Annotated in this window: 22 protein-coding genes; 4 read left to right on the top strand and 18 right to left on the bottom strand. The window is 72.6% G+C overall.

All coding sequences use genetic code 11. The annotated features are described in order from the left end of the window. Positions 1-6: 6 nt before the first annotated feature. Positions 7-429 carry a DUF948 domain-containing protein gene (locus tag OIE51_RS25020; protein WP_326600108.1) on the bottom strand — a complete coding sequence of 141 codons (423 nt, stop codon included), beginning with the start codon at positions 427-429 and terminating at the stop codon, positions 7-9. A gap of 258 nt (positions 430-687) precedes the next feature. On the opposite strand from OIE51_RS25020, the gene OIE51_RS25015 reads away from it, so the two are divergent. Then, on the top strand, positions 688-2,913 hold the full coding sequence (locus OIE51_RS25015) for an ATP-binding protein (RefSeq protein ID WP_326600106.1): 2,226 nt from the start codon (positions 688-690) through the stop codon (positions 2,911-2,913). On the opposite strand, the gene rpsD is transcribed toward OIE51_RS25015, so the two are convergent. Beyond that, positions 2,901-3,512, bottom strand: a complete 612-nt coding sequence (gene rpsD / locus OIE51_RS25010; protein ID WP_326600104.1) for a 30S ribosomal protein S4 — start codon at positions 3,510-3,512, stop codon at positions 2,901-2,903. The genes OIE51_RS25015 and rpsD overlap by 13 nt on opposite strands. 55 nt (positions 3,513-3,567) lie before the next feature. Between rpsD and OIE51_RS25005 the strand changes: the two genes are divergently transcribed. Next, entirely contained in the window at positions 3,568-4,443 is an 876-nt protein-coding gene (locus tag OIE51_RS25005; RefSeq protein ID WP_326600103.1) for a DUF2470 domain-containing protein, read from the top strand. A 19-nt stretch (positions 4,444-4,462) separates the two neighbouring features. Here OIE51_RS25005 and OIE51_RS25000 read toward each other — a convergent pair whose 3' ends face one another. The 4 genes from OIE51_RS25000 to OIE51_RS24985 all read right to left on the bottom strand — a co-directional run bounded on the left by OIE51_RS25000 (position 4,463) and on the right by OIE51_RS24985 (position 8,636). After that, positions 4,463-5,836 (bottom strand): replication-associated recombination protein A, encoded by a 1,374-nt coding sequence (locus OIE51_RS25000; RefSeq protein WP_326600102.1) that lies wholly within the window; start codon positions 5,834-5,836, stop codon positions 4,463-4,465. Between the two features lie 45 nt (positions 5,837-5,881). Next, a complete protein-coding gene (locus OIE51_RS24995; protein WP_326600100.1) occupies positions 5,882-6,523 on the bottom strand; it encodes a vitamin K epoxide reductase family protein in 642 nt (213 codons plus the stop codon). Positions 6,524-6,649: 126 nt separating this feature from the next. Beyond that, positions 6,650-7,912 (bottom strand): histidine--tRNA ligase, encoded by a 1,263-nt coding sequence (gene hisS, locus OIE51_RS24990; RefSeq protein WP_326600098.1) that lies wholly within the window; start codon positions 7,910-7,912, stop codon positions 6,650-6,652. A gap of 10 nt (positions 7,913-7,922) precedes the next feature. After that, complete coding sequence (locus OIE51_RS24985; RefSeq protein ID WP_326600097.1) at positions 7,923-8,636, bottom strand: MBL fold metallo-hydrolase; 714 nt, start codon at positions 8,634-8,636, stop codon at positions 7,923-7,925. Positions 8,637-8,759: 123 nt separating this feature from the next. Between OIE51_RS24985 and OIE51_RS24980 the strand changes: the two genes are divergently transcribed. Continuing rightward, positions 8,760-9,602 carry a peptidylprolyl isomerase gene (locus tag OIE51_RS24980; RefSeq protein WP_326600096.1) on the top strand — a complete coding sequence of 281 codons (843 nt, stop codon included), beginning with the start codon at positions 8,760-8,762 and terminating at the stop codon, positions 9,600-9,602. A 192-nt stretch (positions 9,603-9,794) separates the two neighbouring features. Then, the gene (locus tag OIE51_RS24975; RefSeq protein ID WP_326600095.1) at positions 9,795-11,024 is read left to right on the top strand and encodes a DUF349 domain-containing protein; all 1,230 of its coding nucleotides are present in this window, start codon (positions 9,795-9,797) and stop codon (positions 11,022-11,024) included. Positions 11,025-11,106: 82 nt separating this feature from the next. Here OIE51_RS24975 and OIE51_RS24970 read toward each other — a convergent pair whose 3' ends face one another. The 12 genes from OIE51_RS24970 to OIE51_RS24915 form a co-directional block, all read right to left on the bottom strand. Continuing rightward, positions 11,107-13,551 carry a RelA/SpoT family protein gene (locus OIE51_RS24970; RefSeq protein ID WP_326600094.1) on the bottom strand — a complete coding sequence of 815 codons (2,445 nt, stop codon included), beginning with the start codon at positions 13,549-13,551 and terminating at the stop codon, positions 11,107-11,109. A gap of 208 nt (positions 13,552-13,759) precedes the next feature. Beyond that, positions 13,760-14,329: an adenine phosphoribosyltransferase gene (locus OIE51_RS24965; protein WP_326600093.1), complete on the bottom strand. Its 570-nt coding sequence runs from the start codon at positions 14,327-14,329 to the stop codon at positions 13,760-13,762. Beyond that, positions 14,326-15,489: a protein translocase subunit SecF gene (secF, locus tag OIE51_RS24960; RefSeq protein ID WP_326600092.1), complete on the bottom strand. Its 1,164-nt coding sequence runs from the start codon at positions 15,487-15,489 to the stop codon at positions 14,326-14,328. The genes OIE51_RS24965 and secF overlap by 4 nt, the downstream gene beginning before the upstream one ends. Position 15,490: 1 nt before the next feature. Beyond that, the gene (gene secD, locus OIE51_RS24955) at positions 15,491-17,281 is read right to left on the bottom strand and encodes a protein translocase subunit SecD (RefSeq protein WP_326600091.1); all 1,791 of its coding nucleotides are present in this window, start codon (positions 17,279-17,281) and stop codon (positions 15,491-15,493) included. A gap of 91 nt (positions 17,282-17,372) precedes the next feature. Then, the gene (gene yajC / locus OIE51_RS24950) at positions 17,373-17,837 is read right to left on the bottom strand and encodes a preprotein translocase subunit YajC (protein WP_326600090.1); all 465 of its coding nucleotides are present in this window, start codon (positions 17,835-17,837) and stop codon (positions 17,373-17,375) included. Positions 17,838-18,008: 171 nt separating this feature from the next. Then, the gene (ruvB, locus tag OIE51_RS24945; protein ID WP_326600089.1) at positions 18,009-19,073 is read right to left on the bottom strand and encodes a Holliday junction branch migration DNA helicase RuvB; all 1,065 of its coding nucleotides are present in this window, start codon (positions 19,071-19,073) and stop codon (positions 18,009-18,011) included. Between the two features lie 67 nt (positions 19,074-19,140). Beyond that, positions 19,141-19,782, bottom strand: a complete 642-nt coding sequence (gene ruvA, locus OIE51_RS24940; protein ID WP_326600087.1) for a Holliday junction branch migration protein RuvA — start codon at positions 19,780-19,782, stop codon at positions 19,141-19,143. After that, the gene (gene ruvC, locus OIE51_RS24935) at positions 19,779-20,333 is read right to left on the bottom strand and encodes a crossover junction endodeoxyribonuclease RuvC (protein WP_326600086.1); all 555 of its coding nucleotides are present in this window, start codon (positions 20,331-20,333) and stop codon (positions 19,779-19,781) included. The genes ruvA and ruvC overlap by 4 nt, the downstream gene beginning before the upstream one ends. A 133-nt stretch (positions 20,334-20,466) precedes the next feature. Then, positions 20,467-21,219: a YebC/PmpR family DNA-binding transcriptional regulator gene (locus OIE51_RS24930; protein WP_326600085.1), complete on the bottom strand. Its 753-nt coding sequence runs from the start codon at positions 21,217-21,219 to the stop codon at positions 20,467-20,469. Positions 21,220-21,280: 61 nt separating this feature from the next. Beyond that, complete coding sequence (pdxT, locus tag OIE51_RS24925; RefSeq protein WP_326600084.1) at positions 21,281-21,871, bottom strand: pyridoxal 5'-phosphate synthase glutaminase subunit PdxT; 591 nt, start codon at positions 21,869-21,871, stop codon at positions 21,281-21,283. 20 nt (positions 21,872-21,891) lie between these two features. Then, entirely contained in the window at positions 21,892-22,806 is a 915-nt protein-coding gene (gene pdxS, locus OIE51_RS24920; RefSeq protein ID WP_326600083.1) for a pyridoxal 5'-phosphate synthase lyase subunit PdxS, read from the bottom strand. 176 nt (positions 22,807-22,982) lie between these two features. After that, entirely contained in the window at positions 22,983-23,543 is a 561-nt protein-coding gene (locus OIE51_RS24915) for a hypothetical protein (protein WP_326600081.1), read from the bottom strand. Positions 23,544-23,582: the final 39 nt, after the last annotated feature.

Below are 23,582 nucleotides of genomic sequence, written 5' to 3'. Positions count from 1 at the left end.
GGGGGATCAGTCCTTTCCCGGCCGGCGGCGCCGGGCGGCAGGCACCCGCCGGGCCACGACGGGAGGCTCGACGGGCCGCGGGGCGCCGCGGCGGCGCAGGGCCCGGCGCACTCCGTAGCCGAAGGCGGCCACCTTCACCAGCGGCCCGCCGAAGGTGGAGGCGACGGTGGCGGACAGCGCCGAGGCGTTGGCGGCGACGTCCTGGACGTCGACGGCGATCGCCTCCACCCGGTCGAGCTGCGTCTGCGCGGAGCGCACGGTCTGCGACGCCTCGCCGAGCAGCGGAACGGCCTGCTCGGTCACGCCGTTCAGCAGCCTGGTCGCCGCTCGCAGGGTCTGGGCGAGCCGGACCAGCGCCACCGCGAGGAACGAGACCAGGATCGCCCAGAAGACGGCCACCAGCAGGCCGGCCACTTCTCCACCGGACACGAACGCACCGCTTCCCTCGGACGGGTTGTTTCTGGACAGCTTTCGGGTCGGCCGCCGCTCGCCTGGGCTGGCGGCCCGTTCCGCGTGCGGCGGCAGATCCCGACCTTATCGCGCCCGGCGCCCGCGCTCGTACCGCATTCCGGCGTCCCTGCCAAGGGCGGCGGCCCACAATTGTACGTTCTGCATACCTCCGAGTACGCTGCGTGTCTCATGCGAGGCTTTCAGGGCTCCGAGCCTCCGGCTCGGGAGACTCCGGGGATGGGGTGCCGGCGGGGCAACCTTCCCGCGGAGCTCACCAGGTTCATCGGCCGGCACACCGAGGTGGCCGCGCTGATGCGGGAGTTGACGACGTCCCGGCTGGTCACGGTGACCGGCGTGGGGGGCGTTGGGAAGTCGCGCTGCGCGATCCAGGCCGCCCGGCAGGCGCAGGAACGCTTCTCCGACGGGGTCTGGCTGGTGGAGCTGGCCACCGTCCGCGACCCCGAACTCCTGGAACACGCCGTGGTGGAGGCGCTCGGCCTCACCGACCACACCGGCCGCCCGCCGCGCGTGGTGCTCGTCGAGCGGCTGGCGCAGCGGCGGTTGCTGCTGGTGCTGGACGGCTTCGAGCACCTGGTGGAGCAGTCGGCCGCGCTCGCGCACGAGCTGCTGCGGTCGGCGCCGGGACTGCGGGTGCTGGCCACCGGGCGCTGCCCGCTCGGCGTGGCGGGTGAGCGGCTCTACCCGCTGGCCCCGCTCGACGCGCCGGCCCCCGGCTCCGGGGAGGCCAGCACGCTGGCGCCGCTGAGCGAGGCCGCCTGGCTGTTCGCCGAGCGGGCCGCCGCCGTGCTGCCGGGCTTCACGCTGGACGAGAAGAACCACAGGCTCGTCGCCGACCTGTGCCACCGGCTCGACGGCATCCCGCTGGCGCTGGAGCTGGCCGCGGGGCGGCTGCGCACGCTCTCCCTGGACCAGACGCTGCACCGGCTGGACGACCGGTTCCGGCTCCTGATCGGCGGCAGCCGCGGCGCGCCGCCGCACCACCAGACGCTGCGCACGGCCATCGGCTGGAGCCACGAGCTGTGCACGCCCGCGCAACGGCTGCTGTGGGCGCGGCTGTCGGTCTTCGCCGGGCACTTCGACCTGGAGGCCGCGGAGTACGTCTGCTCGGGGCCCGATCTGCCGGCCGAGGAAGTCCTCGACGTGCTCACCGAGTTGGTCGCGCAGTCGGTGGTGAGCCGCGACGACGCGGCGTCCGGGGTGCGGTACCGGATGCTCGACACACTGCGGGCGTACGGCGCGGACTGGCTGGCGGCGACCGGCGACACGGACCGGCTGCGGCGGCGGCACCGGGACTGGTGCACGGGGCTGGTGACCTGGTGCGAGCTGGAGTGGTTCAGCCCACGCCAGGCGCAGGTGGCGCGGCGGATCGACGACGAGATGCCCAATCTGCGGGCCGCGCTCGACTTCGCCCTGAGCGACGCGGAGGACGCGCGGCTCGGGCTCTACCTGGCCGCCACGATGGCGTTCTGCTGGATCGGCTGCGGGCGGCTGAGCGAGGGCCGGATCTGGCTGGACCGGGCGCTCGAACTGCGCACCGACCACGCGGAGACGCGCCTGAAGGCGCTGTGGGTGGCGGGCTATGTCGCGGTGCTCCAGGGCGACCCGGAGACGGCGGTGCGGGCGCTGCACGAGTGCCAGGAGAGCGCGGAGCGCACGGGCAACGCGCGGGCCGCCGCGTACAGCCTGCACCGCACCGGCTGCCTGGCGCTGATCCAGGACGAGACGCAGCGGGCCGAGCGGCTGCTGCGGGCGGCGCTGGACCGTTTCGAGGAGGCCGGGGAGCTCAACAGCGACGTGCTGATGTGCCAGGCCCAGCTGGCCATGGCCATCGCCTTCCAGGGCGACCTGCCGGGGGCCGTGGCGCTGTGCGAGGAGGCCAGGGAGGTGGCCGACGAGCACGGTGAGCGCTGGGCGCGGACCTACTCGCTGTACGTGCTGGCCTTCGCGGCCTGGAGCCGGGGTGACACGGGCACCGCGCGGGCTCTGCTGGAGGAGTCCCTGCCGGTGAACTACGCCTTCCGGGATCTGGTGGGCACGGTGCTGGCCCTGGAGCTGCTGGCGGGGATCACGGCCACCGAGGGCGACCCGGCGGAGGCGGCCGTGCTGCAGGGCGCGGCGGGCAAGCTGTGGGAGTCGGTGGGGATGCAGCTCTTCGGTTCGAAGGCGTTCAACGCGCCGCACGTCGCCTGCCGGCAGCATCTGCTGCGGCGGCTGGGCGGGGCGCGGTTCGGGGAGTGCGTCCACGAGGGCGAACAGCTGAGCACCGACCGGGCCGTGGCCCGCGCGCTGCGCCGCCGGCCCGGGGAAAGCGGCGCGCACGCCGGGGCCCAGGCGCCCAGGGAGCTGCCGGGGCGCCGGGAGCCCGCTCCGCCGGCCCTGCCGCCGGCTCCCCGCCGGGAGGGCGGGGAGCCGGAGCGGTCGGCCGGCGGTCAGCGGGCGTAGAACTCCACGACGAGCTGTTCGTCGCAGATCACCGGGACCTCGCCGCGGTTCGGGTCGCGGTCAAGGCGGAAGGCCAGCGCCTCCAGGTTGACCTGGAGGTAGCGCGGGGTCTCGCCCTCGCCCGCGTAGCCACCCTCGCGGGCGACCAGGAACGGGTGCTTGGCACGGCTGCGTTCGCGCACGGTCACGACGTCCTCGGGGCTGACGCGGAAGGACGGCTTGTCCACCTTGCGGTCGTTGACGGCGATGTGGCCGTGCACGACCATCTGGCGAGCCTGGTAAATGGTACGGGCCAGGCCGGAGCGCAGCACGAGGGCGTCCAGCCGCCGCTCCAGCTCGATGATGAGCGCCTCGCCGGTCTTGCCCGACACCTTGCGGGCGCGCTCGTAGGCGCGGACCATCTGCCGCTCGCTGATGTCGTACTGGGCACGCAGACGCTGCTTCTCCAGCAGTCGGACCTTGTAGTCGCTGCTCTGCTTCCGGCCGCGCCCATGCTCGCCGGGCGGATAGGGGCGCCTCTCGAAGTACTTGACGGCCTTCGGGGTGAGCGCGATGCCCAGGGCACGCGACTTCTTGACCTTGGGACGCGACTGGTTCACGTTGAACGGACCTCCGTGTAAGTTAGGTGAGCCTTACCTTAGCTGAGGAGTGCGCATGATTCGACCTGGGAAGCCCGCGCCCGGCGCCGGACGCCGAAGCCAGGAACACCGGGAAGGGGGCCAGCCGCGCCCCGGCGACGACACCCGGCAGCCGACGGCGGCCGAGCGCGTGCGCACACTCCTGGAGTCCAACGCCTCCGCCGCGCTCGCCATTCCGGGACTGGGGGCACCCCCGGGAAGCGACGCAGGGAAGGGCAAAACCAATGAACTCGGGCATACCGTCCCCGAGTCGCGCGCGGTCATGCCCTCGGGCGACGTGCTGGTGCTGATCCCGTCCCGGTCTCCGGCCGCGCGCGCCGTGGCGCACGCGCAGGACGACGACGTGACGGCCGTGATGGAGATCACGGACGTCGCCCCCGTCGCGGTGCCCTACCGGATCCGCGGGCGCGGCTGGGTGGCCGGCTGGCTCACCCCGGTGACGGGCGAGGCGTGGGCCGCCGGCATCCGGCTCCTCACCGAACGCCATCCCGGCGGCCCCGTCCCGGGGCCCGACTGGACGCTGCTGCGCCTGGAGGTGGGCGAGGCGTACACCGACGATCTGTGGGGCGCCGCATACGTGGAGCCGGACGAGCTGGCCGACGCCGAGCCCGATCCGCTGGCCCGCCACGAGGCCGAACTGCTCCAGCACATGGCCGCCGCGCACGGACCCGAACTCCGCTCGCTGTGCGCGCTGCTGGGCGACCGGGGCGCCGGCTGCGCGGCCTGGGAGGCGGTCACCCCGCTCGGGCTCGACCGGTTCGGCCTGCGGGTGCGCTTCCGGGCGGGGAGCGCGTGCTTCGACGCGCGCTTCGAATTCCCCGAGCCCGTCCGGGACATCAGCCGGCTCCGGCACGCCCTGCGATGGCTCTTCGAGGCCGCGGCGGCCGACTGAGCCCGGCGGGCGCCTCGCTTCAGGATTCCTCGCGCGGCTCCCCGGAGCCGGTCAGGCGGCGGCGGACCCGGTCGAGAATCTCCCCGAACCGGGCCTCCGCGCCGTGCCGCGTCGGCCGGTAGTACCGCTTGCCGTGCACCGCGTCCGGCGCGTACCGCTGGGCCGCGATGCCGCCGGGCACGTCGTGCGGATACTGATAACCCGCGCCGTGGCCCAGCCGCTTGGCGCCCTGGTAGTGACTGTCGCGCAGATGCGCGGGCACCGGGCCGGCCAGCCCGGCTCTGACGTCCGCCTGGGCCTCGCCGATGGCGACCACCGCGGCGTTCGACTTCGGGGCGAGCGCGAGCGCGATCGTGGCGTGCCCGAGGGTGATGGCCGCCTCGGGGAAGCCGATGAGCGCCACCGCCTGGGCCGCCGCCACCGCCGTGGGCAGCGCGGTCGGGTCGGCCATGCCGATATCCTCGCTGGCGGAGATCATCAGCCGTCTGGCGATGAACCGGGGGTCCTCCCCCGCCTCGATCATGCGGGCCAGATAGTGCAGCGCGGCGTCCACGTCCGAGCCCCGGATCGACTTGATCAGCGCGCTGGCCACGTCGTAGTGCTGATCGCCGTCCCGGTCGTACCGCACCGCCGCGCGGTCCACCGCCTCCTCCAGCGTGGCGAGGGCGATCTCCTCCTCGCCCTTGGCGAGGGCCGCGCCCGCGCCCGCCTCCAGCGCGGTCAGTGCCCGCCGCGCGTCGCCGCCGGCGATCCGCAGCAGATGCTCCTCGGCGTCCGCCGCCAGCGAGACGGCGCCGCCCAGCCCCCGCTCGTCCGCCACCGCCCGGCGCAGCAGTCCGCGCAGGTCGTCCTCGGTCAGCGACTCCAGGGTGAGCAGCAGGGAACGCGACATCAGCGGCGAGATCACCGAGAAGTGCGGATTCTCCGTGGTGGCCGCGATCAGGGTCACCCACCGGTTCTCCACGGCGGGGAGCAGGGAGTCCTGCTGGGCCTTGCTGAAGCGGTGGATCTCGTCCAGGAAGAGGACCGTGTCCCTGCCGTACGCGCCGGAGGAGCGGCGCGCGCCGTCGATGACGGCCCGCACCTCCTTCACCCCGGCGGTGATGGCCGACAGCTCCACGAACCGCTTCTCCGTGGCCTGGCTGACCACATACGCCAGCGTGGTCTTGCCGGTGCCGGGGGGACCCCACAGGATCACCGACGACGGCCCGGCCGGCCCCCCACCGCCCTCGCCGACCAGGCGGCGCAACGGCGATCCCGGGCGCAACAGATGCCGCTGCCCCACGACGTCGTCCAGGGTGCGCGGGCGCATCCGCACGGCCAGCGGCCTGGCGGTGAGATCCTTCTCCGCGCGCTCCTCGGCCGCGGCGGTGAACAAGTCCTCGGGCTCCACGTCACCGACCCTAAGCCACGGCACCGACAGCGCCGCCCGCGCCGGTCAGCTCGTCCAGAAGTCCCACCAGCGCGTGAGGATCAGCATGCCGATGACGGCGATGTGCACCGCCGGGATCAGCCAGTGGAACTCCTCCAGCGCGGAGCGCACTCCCGCCGGCGCGGGCAGGAAGCCGTGCCGCACGGTGTGCAGCGTCGTGTACCAGAACATGACGATCGTGGCCGCCCAGGCCAGACAGCACCACAGGCACAGGGCGTTGATCTCGTACAGCGACTGGTACTGGAGCCAGGTGCAGAACGCGACGCCGAAGAGCGTGCCGGCCTGCAGGCCGAGCCAGAACCAGCGCCGGTAGCGCGCGCCGGCCAGCAGGCCCATGCCGATGGCGATCACCATGCCGTACGTGACCATGCCGAGCATCGGGTTGGGGAAGCCGAACACCTCCGCCTGGTCGCTCTCCATGATGCTGCCGCAGGAGACGACGGGGTTGAGGCTGCAGGCGGGGGTGAAGTCCGGGTCCTCCAGCAGGTGGAACTTGTCCAGGATGATGACCCAGGAGGCCAGCACCCCGGCGAGGCCGGTGATCACCAGCGTCAGCGCGAAGGCGCGTCCGGCGCCGACGCCCGGCCGTTCGTCCCCGCCGCGCGCCGGCCCGTCGGTGCGCTCCACGTCCATCGCCGATGTCACCATCTCCGCCTGTCCATTCCGTCCGTCCCGGTACGGCCTCATTGTGCCTCAGTGACACAACGCCTACGGAGCGGCACTGTCAACCCGCCGCGGGGCCGGCCGGTCCGGCGGACGGCCCCCCGGCCGGCGTCAGGCGAGCCGGCCACGCAGTTCGTCCACCACCGACTCCAGGGCGACGGGCGCCTGTTCGCCACTGACGAGGTCCTTGAGCTGCACGACGCCCTCGGCCAGGTCCCGATCGCCCGCCACCAGGGCGAACCGGGCGCCGCTGCGGTTGGCCGACTTCATCGCCGACTTGACGCCGCGCCCGCCGTACGCGAAGTCCGCCGCCACCCCGGCCCGCCGCAGCCCGGTCACCACGGCGAACAGCGCCCGCCGCGCCTCCTCGCCGAGCGGGACGGCGAACACATCGGTGGCCGACGGGAGTTCGAGCTCGATGCCCTCGGCGCGCAGCGCCAGCACCGTGCGGTCCACACCGATCGCCCAGCCGACGGACGGCAGCGGCGGGCCGCCGATCATCTCGGACAGGCCGTCGTAGCGCCCGCCGCCGCCGACGGCGGACTGCGAGCCGAGCCCGTCGTGGACGAACTCGAACGTAGTGCGGGTGTAGTAATCCAGCCCGCGCACGAGCCGGTCGTCATCCGTGAAGGCGACCCCGGCCTCGGTGAGCAGCTCCCGCACCCGCTCGTGGTACTCCTTGCACGCCTGGCACAGGTGGTCGCGCATCAGGGGCGCGCCGGTGAGCTGCCGCCGCACGCCCTCCCGCTTGTCGTCCAGCACCCGCAGCGGGTTGATCTCGATCCGCCCGCGGGTCTCCTCGTCCAGATCCAGGCCCCGCAGGAACGACTGGAGCGCGGCCCGGTAGGCGGGGCGGCACTCACGGTCGCCCAGCGAGTTCAGCAGCAGGCGCACGTTCCGCAGGCCGAGCGACCGGTAGGCGTCGGCGGCCAGGATGACCAGCTCGGCGTCCAGGGCCGGGTCCTCGGTGCCGATGGCCTCGGCACCGACCTGCGAGAAGTGCCGGTAACGGCCGGCCTGCGGGCGCTCGTACCGGTAGTAGGTGCCCGAATACCACAGCTTCACCGGCAGGTTGCCCGCGCGGTGCAGGCTCGACTGGAGGGCGGCGCGCAGCACGGAGGCGGTGCCCTCGGGGCGCAGCGCGAGACGGGTGCCGCCCTTGGTGGTGAGCGTGTACATCTCCTTGGTCACGATGTCGGTGGACTCGCCGACACCGCGGGAGAAGAGCTCGACGTGCTCGAAGCCGGGCGTCTCCGCATAGCCGTATCCGGCGCGGCGCACCGGGGCGGCGAGCGCCTCGCGCACCGCGAGGACGGCGGCGGAGTCCGGGGGGATCAGGTCGTACGTGCCCTTGGGGGCGGAAAAGGTGCTCACGGAGAAAGGTTCACAATCCTGGTCGCGGGGCCGCCGCGTCGGCGGCTCCCGGGCCGGCGGCCAGCTCCCGGAGATACGGGTTGCCGACGCGCTCGCGGCCGATGGTGGTCTGCGGGCCGTGCCCGGACAGCACCACGGTCGAGTCATCGAGCGGCAGGCAGACACGCGCCAGCGACCGCAGGATCTCGGCGTGGTCACCGCCGGGGAGATCGGTGCGTCCGATGGAGCCGGCGAAGAGCAGGTCGCCCGAGAACAGGACCGGCGGGATGTCGGCCTGGTCGGGCAGCCGGAAGGTCACCGACCCCTGGGTATGGCCCGGGGCGTGCGCCACGGTGAGCGACAGCCCGGCGAGCGTCAGCTCGGCCCCGTCGGTCAGCTCCCGCAGGTCGTCGGGCTCGCCCACGGTCAGCTCGCCCAGCAGCGGCTGGCCGATGCGCATGCCCAGCGCCTTGCCGGGGTCGCTGAGCATGTACCGGTCCGCCGGGTGGATCCAGGCGGGCACGTCGTGGGCGCCGCAGACGGGGACGACCGAGGCGACGTGGTCGATGTGGCCATGGGTGACAATGACCGCCACCGGCTTCAGCCGGTGCTTGGCGATCGTCTCGGCCACTCCGGGCGCCGCCCGGTGGCCGGGATCGATGATCACGCATTCCTCGCCGGCGGCGGGCGCGACCAGATAGCAGTTGGTCCCCCAGGCCCCGGCGGGGAAGCCAGCGATCAGCACGGTCGTCCTTCGGTCGTCGTCGTGGGCGGGCTGCCGGCTCAGAGCCTACCGGCGGCGGTGCGGCGGGTGCGAACCCGTATACGGTGACGCCACGAGACGACGAGACGACAAGGGGAGAGCGCGGTGGTCAGCAAGGATCAGCGGCGCAAGCAGCTCGCGCGGGCGAAGTGGGATCGGCAGCAGGCACGCCGGTTCGACCGGGCACGGAAGGGCCGACGGCTCCGCGTGCTGCTCTCCGTCCTCCTGGTGGTGCTGATCGCGGGCGGCGTGACCGCCTTCGTGATGCTCACCGGGGACGACGGGACGTCCGACGAGGCGGCGGACGGCGAGCCCACCGAGGAGCCGAGCGCCCCGGAGGACCCGTGCGACGAGCCGGCGGCGGGCGATCCATCGACCGCGCAGTGGGACGCCGAGCCGGAGATGTCGGTGGACACCTCCGTCGACCACGTCCTGCGGCTCGCGACCACCTGTGGCGAGATCGAGATCACGATGGACACCGAGGCGGCCCCACACACGGTGAACTCGTTCGCGTTCCTGGCCGGTGAGGGCTTCTTCGACCACTCCCCCTGCCACCGGCTGGTGACCGAGGGCATCCACGTGCTCCAGTGCGGGGACCCGCAGGGCACCGGGCAGGGCGGCCCGGGGTACACCATCCCGGACGAGAACCTGGACGACCCGGCCCTGGAGGGCGGCGTCTACCCGGCGGGCACCGTGGCCATGGCCAACCAGTACGACGCCTCCGCCGACGCCGGCCGGGACACCGGCGGCAGCCAGTTCTTCCTGGTCTACCAGGACAGTCCGCTCCCGCCGGATTACACACCGTTCGGGAAGGTGACGGCCGGGCTCGACGTGCTGGAGCTGATCGCGGAGACGGGCGCGGCCCCGGCCGACCCGACGACCGGCAACACCGCGCCCTACGCCACGGTCGTCATCGAGGAGGCCACGGTGGAACCGGTGAATCCGTAGGCGGCGCCCGCCCCACCCGTAATTTCCGCCCGGCAAGGTGCGGACAGCCGGGCGGCCTGTCGCCTATGTTGGCGTTGTGCAGGGTGCCACGCCGGTCAGGCGGGGAGAGAACAAGCCGGTGGACCCGGACGAGAACTGTGTGCGGTGCCGGGGGCGTCACGCCCTGTCGCGCGCATCGAACGAGGAGGCGCTGTGAGCAGCGAGCCGTGGGGTCGCGTCGATGAGACAGGGACCGTGTACGTACGGACGGCGGACGGCGAGAAGGCCGTCGGCAGCTGGCAGGCGGGTTCCCCCGAGGAGGCGCTCGCCTATTTCGAGCGCAAGTACGAGGGTCTGGTCGTCGAGATCGACCTGCTGGAGCGCCGGGTGCGCACGACGGACCTGGCGGCCAAGGACGCCATGGCCGCCCTCGGTCACCTGCGCGAGCAGGTGACCGAGGGACACGCGGTCGGCGACCTGGCGGCCCTCGGCCGGCGTCTGGACGAGCTGGTCGCGGTGGTGGACGCCCGCCGCGAGGAGCGGAAGGCGGCCCGCGCCCGGCAGAACGAGGAGGCCAGGTCCGCCAAGGAGACGCTGGTCGCGGAGGCCGAGGAGCTGGCGGCGAGCGAGCAGTGGCGCACGGCCGGCGAACGGCTGCGGGCGCTGGTCGACATCTGGAAGGGCCTGCCCCGGCTGGACCGCAAGGCCGATGACGAGCTGTGGCACCGTTTCTCCCAGGCGCGCTCCGCCTTCTCCAAGCGCCGCAAGTCGCACTTCGCCGCCCTGGACTCGCAGCGCGAGGAGACCCGGCGCCGCAAGGAGAAGCTGATCGCCGAGGCGGAGGCGCTGTCGGACTCGACGGACTGGGTGACGACCGCCGCGCGCTACCGCGACCTGATGCAGGACTGGAAGGCGGCGGGCCGGGCCCACCGGGACGTGGAGGAGGGCCTGTGGACCCGGTTCCGGGCGGCACAGGACGTCTTCTTCCAGGCCCGCAGCGAGGCGTTCGCGGAGCGGGACGCCGAGCAGCGCGACAACCTGGCCCGCAAGGAGCTGCTCGCGGCCGAGGCCGAGAAGCTGCTGCCGATCACCGACCTGAAGTCGGCCCGGGCGGCGCTGCGGTCGATCGGTGAGCGCTGGGAAGCCATCGGGCACGTGCCGCGCGACGCCAGGCCGGCGATCGAGGGCCGGATGGCCGTCGTCGAGCGGGCCATCGCGGAGGCGGAGGAGACCGAGTGGCGGCGGACCAACCCGGAGGCGCGGGCCCGGGCGGCCGGGCTGACCGGCCAGCTCCAGGACGCCGTGGACCGGCTGCGCGAGCAGGCGGAGCGGGCGCGCGCCCAGGGCAACACGGCGAAGGCCGACAAGCTGGAGCAGGAGCTGGCCGGCCGGCAGGCCCTGCTCGACCAGGCGCTCAAGGGGCTCCAGGAGTTCGGCGGCTGATCCGTCGGCCCCCGTGACGGCGGCGGGGGGCGGGGCACACACCGTGCCTCGCCCCCGCCGTCGTCGTGTCGTGTCCGGGCTCTCAGGGCCGGCGCGGTGAGGACGTCACCCGGTAGACGTCGTAGACGCCCTCGACGCCGCGTACCGCCTTCAGGACGTGGCCCAGGTGCTTGGGGTCGCCCATCTCGAACGTGAACCGGGAGATGGCCACCCGGTCGCGGGACGTCTGCACGGCGGCGGACAGGATGTTGACGTGCTGGTCGGACAGCACCCGCGTGACGTCCGAGAGCAGCCGGGACCGGTCCAGCGCCTCGACCTGGATGGCGACCAGGAAGACGGAGGACTGGGTGGGCGCCCACTCGACCTCCAGGATGCGGCCCGGCTCCTGGGTGAGGGAGTCCACGTTGACGCAGTCGGCGCGGTGCACCGAGACACCGTTACCCCGGGTGACGAAGCCGATGATCGGGTCGCCGGGCACCGGGGTGCAGCAGCGGGCGACCTTGACCCACACGTCGTCCACGCCCTTGACGACCACGCCCGGGTCCATGTGGGCCCGTCGCTTGCCGCGCACCGGGACGGGCGGCGCGCCCTCCGCGATGTCCTCGTTGGCCGCCTCCTCGCCGCCGACCGCCTGGACCAGCTTCTGCACGACGCTCTGCGCCGAGACGTGGCCCTCGCCGATGGCGGCGTAGAACGAGGAGATGTCCGGATAGCGCATCTCGTGCGCCAGAGTGACGAGGGAGTCGCCGCTCAGCACGTGCTGGATGGGCAGGTTCTGCTTGCGCACCGCGCGGGCGATGGAGTCCTTGCCCTGCTCGATGGCCTCGTCGCGGCGCTCCTTGGAGAACCAGCCGCGGATCTTGTTGCGGGCACGCGGCGACTTGACGAAGCCGAGCCAGTCGCGGGACGGGCCGGCGCCGTCGGCCTTGGAGGTGAAGATCTCCACGGTGTCGCCGTTGTCGAGGGTCGACTCCAGCGGCACCAGGCGGCCGTTGACCTTGGCCCCTATGGTCCGGTGGCCGACCTCCGTGTGCACCGCGTACGCGAAGTCCACGGGGGTGGCACCGGCCGGCAGCGCGATCACGTCGCCCTTGGGCGTGAAGACGAAGACCTCGTTGCGGGAGAGGTCGAAGCGCAGCGACTCCAGGAACTCCCCGGGGTCCTCCGTCTCCTTCTGCCAGTCCAGGAGCTGCCGCAGCCACGCCATGTCGTCGACGGTGCTGCCGCCGCCCTTCTTCGGCGCGTCCGAGCGGACCTTGGAGGTGCCGGCGACCGCCTGCTGCTTGTACTTCCAGTGCGCCGCGATGCCGAACTCGGCGCGCCGGTGCATGTCGAAGGTGCGGATCTGCAGCTCGACGGGCTTCCCGCCGGGCCCTATCACCGTCGTGTGCAGCGACTGGTACATGTTGAACTTGGGCATCGCGATGTAGTCCTTGAACCGCCCGGGCACCGGGTTCCACCGGGCGTGCACGGTGCCGAGCGCCGCGTAGCAGTCACGGACGGTGTCGACCAGGAGCCGGATGCCCACCAGGTCGTAGATCTCGGCGAAGTCGCGGCCCCGCACGATCATCTTCTGGTAGACGCTGTAGTAGTGCTTGGGCCGGCCGGTGACCGCGGCCTTGATCCGGGCGCCGCGCAGGTCGGACTGCACCTCGTCGATGACGGTCGCCAGGTACTCGTCCCGCTTGGGGGCGCGCTCCGCGACCAGGCGCACGATCTCGTCGTACATCTTCGGGTAGAGGATGGCGAAGGCCAGGTCCTCCAGCTCCCACTTGATGGTGTTCATGCCCAGCCGGTGGGCCAGCGGGGCGTAGATCTCCAGGGTCTCGCGGGCCTTCTGCTCCTGCTTCTCCCGCTTCAGGAACCGCATGGTCCGCATGTTGTGCAGGCGGTCCGCGAGCTTGATGACCAGGACCCGGGGGTCCTTGGCCATGGCGACCACCATCTTGCGGACGGTCTCGGCCTGGGCCGCCTCGCCGAACTTGACCTTGTCCAGCTTGGTGACGCCGTCCACGAGCTGGGCGACCTGGTCGCCGAAGTCCCGGCGGAGGGTGTCGAGGCCGTACTCGGTGTCCTCGACCGTGTCGTGCAGCAGCCCGGCCATCAGCGTGGCGGCGTCCATACCCAGCTCGGCCAGGATCGTGGTCACGGCGAGCGGGTGCGTGATGTACGGGTCGCCGCTCTTGCGCTTCTGGCCGCGGTGCCAGCGCTCGGCCACCTGGTAGGCGCGCTCGATCTGCCGCAGCGCGGCGGTGTCGGCCTTCGGATCGTTGGCGCGGACCACCCGCAGCATGGGTTCGAGGACCGGGTTGTACGCGCTGGAGCGCTGGACGCCGAGCCGGGCGAGCCGGGCCCGCACACGGTTGGAGGAGCCGGAACGGCCGGAGACCCCGGAGACGGCGGGCGCGGGCTGCGGGGCCGCCGGCGTCGGGGTACGCGGGTCCACGCCGTCCCGCCAGCTCAGGGCGGTCGACGGCTTGGCACTCTTCCGCTGCGCTGACGCGAGCGGCTTGGCGTCGTCTGGCAAGGGCACTCCTTCTCGGGCCCTCTCCCGTCCATGGGCGGAACAGGAGAGGGAGCGGTCCTCCGGGCCCTGGTGCGGCCCGAGGAGAGTCCGGCCGGGAAACGATCGGACTGCCATGGTAACGAGCCCTGGCGCGTCACTCCCGCTCAATCGGCGCACAGACCAGGGCGCCCGCTTGACGGCGGGCGCCCTGGTGTGTGAGCGGAAGGGATCAGACGGTGATGAGGGCCTGGTAGGGGGCATCGCCCAGCGCGGGGAGCACTCGTTCGCGCCCTGCGAGAAATCCGAGCTCCATCAGCACGGCGAGCCCCGCCACGCGCGCCCCCGAGCGCTCGATCAGGCGCAGGGACGCCTCGGCGGTGCCGCCGGTGGCCAGCACGTCGTCCACGACGAGCACCCGGTCCTCGCCGGACAGGTCCTCGGCGTGGATCTCCATCTCCGCGCTGCCGTACTCCAGGTCGTACACCTGGGAGAGCGTGGCGCCCGGGAGCTTGCCCGCCTTGCGGACCGGCACGAAGCCGAGGCCCGCCCGGACGGCGACGGGGGCGGCGAGGATGAAGCCGCGCGCCTCCAGGCCCGCGATCTTGGTGGCACCGTGCGCCAGGGCGAACGCGGCCAGCGCGTCGGTGAGCGCGGTGAACGCCACCGGGTCGGCCAGCAGCGGGGTGATGTCCTTGAAGACGATGCCCGGCTTGGGGTAGTCCACGACATCCCGGATCCGGCTGAGCAGCAGATCCGCCAGCTCACCCGGCTCGTGCGACGCCGGGACCACGGCCGTCACCGCCGCTTCCCCGAGGGACGGCCCCGGCCCCGGCCGCGGGACGGCGGCTGGCGGCGGGGCGCACGCGGGCCCACCGCGCCCCGGACGGCGGCGACCGGCGTGCCGGACCCCTGGCCGAGCGGCTCCTCGTCGTACGGACCGTCGTCCTCCAGCGGCCCGTCCTCCGGCGCGGCGGACTCGTCCTCGTCGTCACGCTTGGCCCGCTTGGCGAGCACCTTCCGGTCCTGGGCCTTGATCGCCGGCTCGCGGGACTTGAGGTCCGCGACGAGCGGGGTGGCGATCATGATCGAGGAGTACGCGCCGGCGGTGAGTCCGACGAACAGCGACAGCGCGATGTCGTTGAGCATGCCGCCGCCCAGCAGACCGCCGCCGATGAACAGCAGCGCGCCGACGGGCAGCAGGGCCACCACCGAGGTGTTGATCGACCGCACCAGCGTGCCGTTGAGGCTGCGGTTGGCCAGCTCGGAGTAGGTGTGGCGGGTCTGCCGGGTGAACTCCCTGGTCTGCTCCTTGAGACCGTCGAAGACCACGACCGTGTCGTAGAGCGAGTAGCCGAGGATCGTCAGCAGACCGATCACCGTGCCGGGCGTGACCTCGAAGCCGACGACGGCGTAGACGCCGACGGTGATCGTGATGTCGTGGACCAGGGCGATGAGGGCCGCCAGGGCCATCCGCCACTCGAAGGCGATGGCCAGGTAGATCACCACGAGCACGAGGAAGATCACCAGGCCGCGCCACGCCTTGTCGGCGATCTGGTCACCCCAGCTGGGGCCGATCACCTCGGCGTTGAGGTCCTCGGTGGCGATACCGAGCTCCTCGGCCAGGGCCTCCCGGGTGGCGTTGGACTGGTCCGTGTCCAGACCGCTGACCTGGATCCGCATCTCGCCGTCGTCGCCGAGCGTCTGGACCAGCGCCTGGCTGCCCGAGACCTCCTCGGCCACCTCACGCGCCTCCTCCACGGACACCTCCGTCGCCGGGGTGGTGAAGACCGCGCCGCCCTCGAACTCGACGCCCATGTGCAGACCGCGCACGGCGAGACCGGCGAAGGCGAGGATGGTGATCAGGATCGAGACGCAGTACCAGATCTTCCGCCTGCGGACGAAGTCGACGCCGACCTCTCCGCGGTACAACCGGGCACCGAGATCGCCGAGCCGTGACATCTCACGCCTCCTTCGGGTCGCTGGGAACGGAAGCGGGAACGGGACGGCGACCGCGCAGCAGTGGCTTGGCACCCAGCCGCGCGGGGTCGAGGCCGGACCAGGAGTGCCCGCTGGAGAAGAACCGCCTGCGGGCCAGCAGGGTCATCAGCGGCTTGGTGAACAGGAAGACGACCACCACGTCCAGGGCCGTGGTGAGGCCGAGCGTGAAGGCGAAGCCCTGCACCTTGCCGACGGTCACCACGAACAGCACGGCGGCGGCCAGGAAGGACACGAAGTCCGAGACCAGGATGGTGCGCCGGGCGCGCGGCCAGGCCCGCTCCACGGCCGGGCGGAGGGTGCGTCCCTCCCGGACCTCGTCCCTGATCCGTTCGAAGTAGACGATGAACGAGTCGGCCGTGATACCGATGGCCACGATCGCGCCGCAGACGGCCGGCAGGTTCAGCGCGAAACCGATCGTCGGGCCGAGCAGCGCCATGATCGTGTAGGTGAGGATGCTGGAGACGACGAGGCTGGCGATCGCGATCAGCGACAGTCCCCGGTAGTACATCAGCATGTAGGCCACGACCAGGGCGAGACCGATACCGCCGGCGATGAGGCCGGCCTGGAGCTGCTCGCCGCCGAGCGTGGCGGAGACGGTGGAGACGCTGGCCTCGTCGAAGCTCAGCGGCAGCGCGCCGTACTTGAGGATGTTGGCCAGGTCCTCGGCCGACTCCTGGTTGAAGCTGCCGGAGATCTCGGCGCTTCCGCCACCGAGCCGCTCGGAGACCGAGGGGGCGGAGACGACCTCGCCGTCGAGCACGATGGCGAACTGGTTCTGCGGCTGGACCTGCTCGGCCAGCTCGGCGGTCACGTCGGCGAACTTCTCGGCGCCGGAGCCGTCGAACTCCATCTGCACGATCCAGCCCTGGCCGCGCTGGGTGTCGAACACCGCGTCGGCGCCGCTGACATCCGTGCCGGGAACGGCGACCGGGCCGAGGATGTACTTGGCGGTGCCGTCGGAGTCACAGGCCACCACGGTGTCCTCGTCCTTGGCCTGCGCCGCCGCCCGGCTCGCCGCCAGGCGGGCCTCCTCGGTGGTGCAGTCGAGCGCGTCGAGCTGGGCCTGGATCTCGGCCGCCTCCTGGGCGGCGGCGTCGTTCTCGGACTCGTCGGCCGTCTCGTCCGTGTCGTCGTCGGCGGCGCGGTAGGAGGCGTAGCCGGCGGTGGTGGCCGAGCCGTCGGCGGTACCCGGAGCGGGCAGGCCCTGGTCCTCGGTACCGGTCCCCTCGTCCGTGGGCTCCTCGGTCGGCTCGTCGGTCGGCTCGTCCGTGGGCTCCTCGGTCGGCTCCCCGGTGTCCTCCTCCTCGGGGAGCGGCTGACCGGCGGCGGCGGAGAGCACCGGCCGGAAGCCCAGCTCGGCGGTGGTGCCGACCTGCTCCCGGGCCTGCTGCTCGTCGGACCCCTTGGGGATGTTGACGATGATGTTCCGGTCGCCCTGGGTCTGGACCTCGGCCTCGGAGACACCGAGGCCGTTGACGCGCCGCTCGATGATGTTGACGGCGGTGTTGAGGTTCGTCGAGTTGATCGCGTCCTCTTCACCCTCGTCGGCGACGGCTTCGAGCGTGATGCTCGTCCCGCCGGCGAGGTCGATGCCCAGCCGGGGCTTGGTGTGGCCGGAGACGAACATGCCTCCGACCAGGGCCGCGATGGCCAGCAGGATCAGCGCGAGCGCCCGCCCGGGGTGGCCCTGGGCTCCCCCGGACCTGACACCCCTCTTCTGTGAGGACCTGAGGTCCTTCTTCGGTGTCGCCACCTTCTCGTCTTCTCTCTGTCCAGCGGCCCGCGACCGAACGATCGCCGCGCGGCTTACGCGGAATGGCTGACGGACGGCCGTGCCGTCACGGTCAGGACTTGGACCCGTTCTCGCCGTCGTCCCCGGCGTCGCGGGTGTCCGCCTCGTCGCCGTCCTCGGACTTGCCCAGCTCCACCCGGCCGTCGCCGTCGGTCTTCCCGGTGTCGGTGGCGTCCCCGGTCAGCGAGGAGGCGTCGTCCGGCACCACGGGGCTGTCGTCGTCCGCGAAGGCGGACTCACCGCTGATGATCCGCTCGTATTCCTCGGCGTCCAGCACGGCGCCGATGGCGTTCTTCGCGAAGAGCGCGTGCACGCCGGGGGAGATCTCCAGCAGCACGGTGTCGTCGCGGACCTCCTTGACCTCGGCGTACATGCCCCCGATGGTCCGGACACCGGTCCCCGGCTCCATCTGGTCGCGCATCTCCATGGCCTGGCGCTGCCGGTTTTTGGCAGATCGAGTCATCAGCAGCATGACACCGATGAGCAGAATGAATGGGAGCAGAAGCGCGATATCCACGATGGAGGAATGTCCTTGTGTTCGGCCGCTGAGTGCGGCCCGTATCCGGGTGGCATGCCGCCCTGAGGGTCGGGCGGCATCGGCGGAGTCTAAGCGAGGCTGCGCCGGGGGAACAACGTCCAGGATGCTATCGGAGTTCCGCACCGGGAAATACCGCCGCTATCACCGCCGTCACGTCCCGAACAACCCCTCTTGTCCGCCGCCGGACGTGGGGCGCGGCGGCTCCAGACCGAGATGGTGCCAGGCGGCCGGGGTGGCGACGCGACCGCGCGGGGTCCTGGCCAGCAGGCCCTCCCTGACGAGGAACGGCTCGGCGACCTCCTCGACGGTCTCCCGCTCCTCCCCCACGGCGACGGCGAGCGTCGACAGGCCCACCGGGCCGCCGCCGAAGAGATGCAGCAGCGCGTGCAGCACCGCGCGGTCCAGCCGGTCCAGGCCCCGGTCGTCCACCTCGTACACGGCCAGGGCCCGGGTCGCCGCCTCCTTGTCGACCAGGCCGTCCGCCCGGACCTGGGCGTAGTCCCGCACGCGGCGCAGCAGCCGGTTGGCGATGCGCGGGGTGCCACGGGAGCGGCCGGCGATCTCCGCCGCGCCCTCCGGGGTCACCTCCACGTTCAGCAACCGGGCGGAGCGGTGGACGACCCGCTCCAGCTCGGCGGGCGCGTAGAACTCCATGTGCCCGGTGAAGCCGAACCGGTCGCGCAGCGGCGGCGGCAGCAGCCCGGCCCGGGTGGTCGCGCCGACCAGGGTGAACGGCGGCAGCTCCAGTGGGATCGCGGTGGCGCCGGGCCCCTTGCCGACGACCACGTCGACCCGGAAGTCCTCCATCGCCATGTAGAGCATCTCCTCAGCGGGCCGCGACATGCGGTGGATCTCGTCGAGGAAGAGCACCTCTCCCTCGGCGAGGGAGGACAGGATCGCGGCGAGGTCGCCGGCGTGCTGGATGGCCGGTCCCGAGGTGATGCGGATCGGGGCGCCCATCTCGGCCGCGACGATCATGGACAGGGTGGTCTTGCCCAGCCCCGGGGCGCCGGAGAGCAGCACGTGGTCGGCGGTCGCCCCCCGGGCGCGCGCGGCGCGCAGCACCAGGTCGAGCTGCTCGCGGACCCGGGTCTGGCCGATGAACTCCCCCAGGTCCTTGGGCCGCAGCGCGGCCTCGACGGCGAGATCCTCACCGTCGGCGGCGGCGCCGACCAGCCGCTCGGGGTCGACGGGCACGTCCTCGTCCCAGCTCATGGTCGTTCGCCTCCTCGCGTCGGTGGATGGACAGGCCGCCCGGGCCGGGCGCGGCGGCGCGCGACGCTCACCTGGCGCGGTTCAGGGTCTGGAGGGCGGCGCGCAGCAGCCGGCCGACGGAGGGCTCGGCGCCGTCGGCCCGGGCGGTGCCGTCCGGCGGGGCGACGGCGGCGATCGCCTGCTCGGCCTCGCGGGGCGCGTAGCCGAGGCCGACCAGCGCGGTGTGCACCTGCTCGCGCCAGTCGGGCGCGCCCGCCGCGCCCACCGCACCCGCCATGGCCCGGGCGGCGGGCGCGCCCGTGCCGACCGGCGCGCCGAGCCGGTCCCGCAGCTCCAGAAGCAGCTTCTGGGCGCCCTTCTTACCGATGCCGGACACCGCCATGAGCGCCTTCTCGTCGCCGGTGGCCACGGCGAGGCGCAGGGCGTCCGGGCTGTGCGCGGCGAGCATGGCCTGCGCCAGGCGCGGCCCGACGCCGCTCGCGGTCTGGAGCAGCTCGAAGACCTGGCGCTCGTCGTCGTCCGCGAAGCCGTAGAGGGTGAGGGAGTCCTCGCGGACGACCAGTGAGGTGGCGAGCCGGGCGGGCTGCCCCAGGCGCAGCTCCGCCAGGGTGCCCGGCGTGCACTGGACGGCGATCCCGACGCCGCCGACCTCGACCACGGCGCGGTCGGGGGCCAGGGCGGCGACCAGCCCGGAGACGAAGGCGATCATGACGGAATGGTGCCCTTCGAGCGGGGTGCGGCGGGGCCGGACCGCGCCGCCGCGCGCGCCCGCCGGAGACGGTCCTGGGCGGGGGCGCGCCAGATATGACAGATGGCCAGGGCGAGCGCGTCGGCCGCGTCGGCGGGCCGGGGCGGCGCGTCGAGCCGCAGCAGGCGGGTGACCATGGCTCCGACCTGCGCCTTGTCGGCCCGGCCGCTGCCGGTGACGGCGGCCTTGACCTCGCTCGGCGTGTGCAGCGCGACCGGCAGCCCGCGCCGGGCGGCGCACAGCATGGCCACGGCGCTGGCCTGGGCGGTGCCCATGACGGTGCGGACGTTGTGCTGGCTGAAGACGCGCTCGACGGCGACCGCCTCCGGCTGGTGCGCGTCGAGCCACTCCTCGATGCCGCGCTCGATCAGCACGAGGCGGTCGGCGGTCTCGGCGGCGGCGGGCGTCCGCACGACACCGACGGCGGCCATCCGCAACGGCCGCCCGGCGGCACCCTCCACGACGCCGACCCCACAGCGGGTGAGCCCGGGATCCACGCCCAGCACGCGCACCGGCACTCCCCCTCACTCGCCACGACAGATCAACTCCGCTGGCAGGCTACCGGCCCCCACCGACAATCCACCCCCGCCGCCCTCACCCGATGGGACGAGAGCCCCCAGGCGGGGAAGGCCCGGCCGGGAAGGGCTAGGCGTCGACCTTCGCCATGACGTCGTCCGGGACGTCGAAGTTCGCGAAGACGTTCTGCACGTCGTCGCTGTCCTCCAGCGCGTCGATCAGACGGAAGATCTTCCGGGCGCCGTCCTCGTCCAGCTCGACCTGCATGGTCGGCAGGAAGCCCGCCTCCGCCGAGTCGTAGTCGATACCGGCCTCCTGGAGCGCGGTCCGCACCGCCACCAGGTCGCCCGCCTCGCTGATCACCTCGTACGACTCGCCCAGGTCGTTGACCTCCTCGGCACCGGCGTCCAGCACCGCGCCCAGCACGTCGTCCTCGGCCAGTCCGCCCTTGGGAACGAGGACGACGCCCTTCCGGTGGAACAGGTACGACACGGAGCCGGGGTCGGCCATGGAGCCGCCGTTGCGGGTCATGGCGACGCGCACGTCCGAGGCGGCCCGGTTGCGGTTGTCCGTCAGGCACTCGATCAGCACGGCGACACCGTTGGGGCCGTAGCCCTCGTACATGATCGTCTGGTAGTCGGCACCACCGGCTTCAAGGCCCGCGCCGCGCTTGACGGCCCGGTCGATGTTGGTGTTGGGCACCGAGCTCTTCTTGGCCTTCTGGATGGCGTCGTAGAGCGTGGGGTTGCCGTCCGGGTCGGCGCCGCCGGTCCGGGCCGCGACCTCGATGTTCTTGATCAGCTTCGCGAACAGCTTGCCGCGCTTGGCATCGATCACGGCCTTCTTGTGCTTGGTGGTTGCCCACTTGGAGTGGCCGGACACAGCGCTGCTCCTTCGATGTCACCGACTTCAAACCCGACGCCGTGATCCTACCGGCCGCCGCCTACCCCGCCGTGCGCACCATCTCGGCGAACAGGGCGTGCACCCGGTGGTCGCCGGTCAGCTCGGGGTGGAACGCGGTGGCCAGCAGGCGGTCCTGGCGGACGGCGACGCTGTGCCCGTCGTACTCCGCGATCGACTCCGCGCGCGGGCCGAGGGACTCGACCCAGGGCGCCCGGATGAAGACACCCTCGACCGGGTCGCCGTCGACGCCGGCGACCCGAACCGCCGCCTCGAAGGACTCGTTCTGCCGCCCGAAGGCGTTGCGCCGGATGATCATGTCGATGCCGCCGATGGTCTCCTGACCCGCGCGCGGGTCCAGGATCTTGTCGGCGAGCATGATCATCCCGGCGCAGGAGCCGTACGCGGGCATGCCGCTCCGCACCCGCTCGCGCAGCGGCTCCAGCAGGCCGAAGACGGCCGCCAGCTTGGACATGGTGGTGGACTCGCCGCCGGGGATGACCAGGCCGTCGACCGCCGCCAGCTCCTCGGGCCGGCGCACGGACGCGGTCCGCGCGCCGACCGCGTCCAGCGCGGCGAGGTGCTCCCGGACGTCGCCCTGGAGGGCGAGGACACCGATGACAGGGGAACTCACGCGCGCCGTGCCTCGCTCACTCACCAGCCGCGAGAGGCGTAGCGCTCGCCCTCGGGCAGAGTGTCGATGTTGATGCCGACCATGGCCTCGCCCAGGCCGCGCGAGACGTCGGCGATGATCTTGGGGTCGTCGTAGAAGGTGGTGGCCTTCACGATCGCGGCGGCGCGCTTGGCCGGGTCGCCGGACTTGAAGATGCCGGAGCCGACGAACACGCCCTCGGCGCCGAGCTGCCGCATCAGCGCCGCGTCGGCCGGGGTGGCCACGCCGCCGGCGGAGAACAGCACGACCGGCAGCTTGCCCAGCTCGGCGACCTCCTTGACCAGCTCGTAGGGGGCCCGCAGCTCCTTGGCGGCGCCGAACAGCTCGTTGTTGTCCAGGCCCCGCAGGCGGGAGATCTCGTTCTTGATCTGCCGCATGTGGCGCACGGCCTCCACGACGTTGCCGGTGCCGGCCTCGCCCTTGGAGCGGATCATCGCCGCGCCCTCGGCGATGCGGCGCAGGGCCTCGCCCAGGTTGGTGGCGCCGCAGACGAACGGCGTGGTGAAGGCCCACTTGTCGGTGTGGTTGACCTCGTCGGCCGGGGTGAGGACCTCGGACTCGTCGATGTAGTCCACGCCGAGCGCCTGGAGGACCTGCGCCTCGACCAGGTGGCCGATGCGGGACTTGGCCATCACGGGGATGGAGACGGCCTCGATGATGCCGTCGATCATGTCCGGGTCGGACATCCGGGCCACCCCGCCGTCCTTGCGGATGTCGGCCGGGACCCGCTCCAGCGCCATGACGGCGACGGCGCCCGCGTCCTCGGCGATCTTGGCCTGCTCGGGCGTGACGACGTCCATGATCACGCCGTTCTTGAGCTGCTCGGCCATGCCGCGCTTGACGCGCGCGGTGCCGGTCTCCGGGGCCTGGGTGGTACTGGGGGACGTGCTGGACACGGATTCGACCTCACTCGACGGAAAGCGCGGAACTCACGACATAAGGAGAACAATGGTTCAACGGGAACCATCGTAGAGCCGTTCGAAAGCGGACCACGAGTGGCGGAGCGCACGAACGGATGCCACCGCCTCGATGACACCGCACGGTGGCCCGGCCGGAAAGGGCCAATCGTCGTTCAGTGGCCCGGTCCTTCGCCTTGTACGGCGTAGTCGTTCAGCGAGGCGGGCGGCTCGTCGTCCATCTCGAAGGCGAGCGGGAACGGCGCGTGTCCGGCCAGCCGGAACCAGCGGACCATGCGGTGCCTGCGCACGGCGCGGGCGGCGCGGACCGCGTCGTTGTGGAAGCGCCGCGCCATCGGCACCCGGCGTACGGCCGCGACCAGCTCCTCGGCGCTGGCCTCGCCGCCGGGGGCGTCGCACACCGCCCTGACCTGGGCCCGCTCCGCGAAGACGGCGCGCAGGGCCTGGCTCAGCTCGCTCTCGGCGACCTCGCGCTGCTCGTCCCGAGCCAGCCGGGCGGCGTGCGCCGCCTGGTAGAGGACCATCGAGGCGGCCGGGTCGAAGACCCCGGCGGTGGCCAGCTCCTGGGCGATGGAGGCGCGGCGCAGGAGCTGGGCGTCCAACGCCGCCCTGGCCGCGTCGATCCGCGCGTGCAGCCGGTCCAGCCGACCGGCGGTCCAGCTGAGATAAAGGCCGAAGAGGACCAGGGCGGCGGCGATCCAGATCACTGTGGTCACGCCCGGTCACCCTACCGGGCCGCGGCGCTGGTCCCCGGC

The organism is Streptomyces sp. NBC_01803 (assembly GCF_035917415.1).
In the GTDB taxonomy this organism is placed as follows: domain Bacteria; phylum Actinomycetota; class Actinomycetes; order Streptomycetales; family Streptomycetaceae; genus Streptomyces.
Note: the sequence above shows the minus strand (reverse complement) of the source record. Positions and strands in the feature narration are given on the sequence as shown.